Below are 1,417 nucleotides of genomic sequence, written 5' to 3'. Positions count from 1 at the left end.
CCCGGTGACCGGCTATCTAATGCACACATCTTTGTTGCGAAGATCGGCGAAGACTGATTCCCTGGCGGGAGGCGGTCTTGTGGAGAGCGGTCGCATGTGGAGGTGGGGCTGGGGCGATTTGGCGATCGTCGCCTGGAAAAAGGGGGGCCGCATTGCATGCGGCGCTCGTTCGACGGCCTGGTTCGTGCATTCGACGCCTTGCAGGGAGCCGAGCGCAGGAGGTCCGCTTCACGCGTTTTCTGCGCAATGATCGGGTGAGCGTCGCAGAGATGGCGAGCCATGCGGCTTCGCGCACGGCGGAACGTGTTGCCGGTCGCGAGATCATCGTGGTTCAGGATACCAGCGAACTGATTCTTGGCGGACGGCGCGCCAAAGCCAACGGTTATGGACCTGTCGGCAAAGGCGGCGGAACACGGGGCCTGCTTTTGCATGCGGCGCTCGCACTCGATGCCGGCACTGATGCGTTACTGGGTCTTGTTGATGCGCAGGTCTGGAATCGGGACAAGGGCAAGGTGACGCCCCGGCGATCGCGAGCAACAACAGACAAAGAGTCCCAGCGTTGGCTGTCCGCGACGGTTCAAGCCAGCGCGGCCTTATCGACCGCGCAAAGCATCACCGTGATCTCCGACCGGGAAAGCGACATCTACGAGCATTTCGCGCGACGTCCGGCGAATGTGGAGTTGCTTGTCAGGGCAAACTGGAATCGGAAGATCAAACTGAAGTCCGGAGCTTTTGCGAAGCAGTTTGCATTTGTTGATGGCTTGCCGGAAGCCGCCCGGTTCAGCGTGACGATTCCTGCGGCGCCGGGCCGCAAGGAGCGGAGAGCCGAGCTTGCCTTGCGCTTCTCGCCGATCATGCTATGCCGGCCCCATCCCAGCCCTGCCCCAGATCTGCCCGACATGATCCGCCTGACCATGGTGGACGTTCGGGAGGTGTCATCGACCCATGACGGCGAGCCGATCCATTGGCGGCTTCTCACCACGCATGTCGTAAGAAGCCCGAAACAAGCACGTCGGATCGTCGACCTCTATCGCAGGCGTTGGACCATCGAGGAGTTCTTCCGCACGCTCAAATCCGCCGGTTTTGATATCGAGGAAGCCGACATTGGCGAACCCGAGGTCATGATCAAGTTCGTCGCCGCAGCTACCGTAGCGACGGTCACGATCATGCAACTGGTTCGCGCCCGTGACGGCACGACCGAGGAAGAACTAACCGAGGCCTTCGAGCCGGATGACCAGCCTGTGCTGGAAGCCCTGTCTTCTCAACTCGAGGGGGCCACTGCGAAGCAAAAGAACCCGCATCCAAAAGGCACTCTCGCCTTCGCTGCCTGGGTCATTGCTCGGCTTGGAGGATGGACCGCCTACTATGGAAAGCCTGGTCCAAAGGTGATGCGCCTGGGCCTCGAAGCCTTCCGTCG

Annotated in this window: 1 protein-coding gene; it reads left to right on the top strand. The window is 61.3% G+C overall.

The window, feature by feature from the left end:
* Positions 1–269: 269 nt before the first annotated feature.
* Positions 270–1,417, top strand: a 1,148-nt coding sequence (locus AC5ZG1_RS43915; RefSeq protein ID WP_496136513.1) for an IS4 family transposase, incomplete at its 3' end; no start/stop codon positions are given.

Source organism: Bradyrhizobium sp. Leo78, from assembly GCF_059512425.1.
Note: the sequence above shows the minus strand (reverse complement) of the source record. Positions and strands in the feature narration are given on the sequence as shown.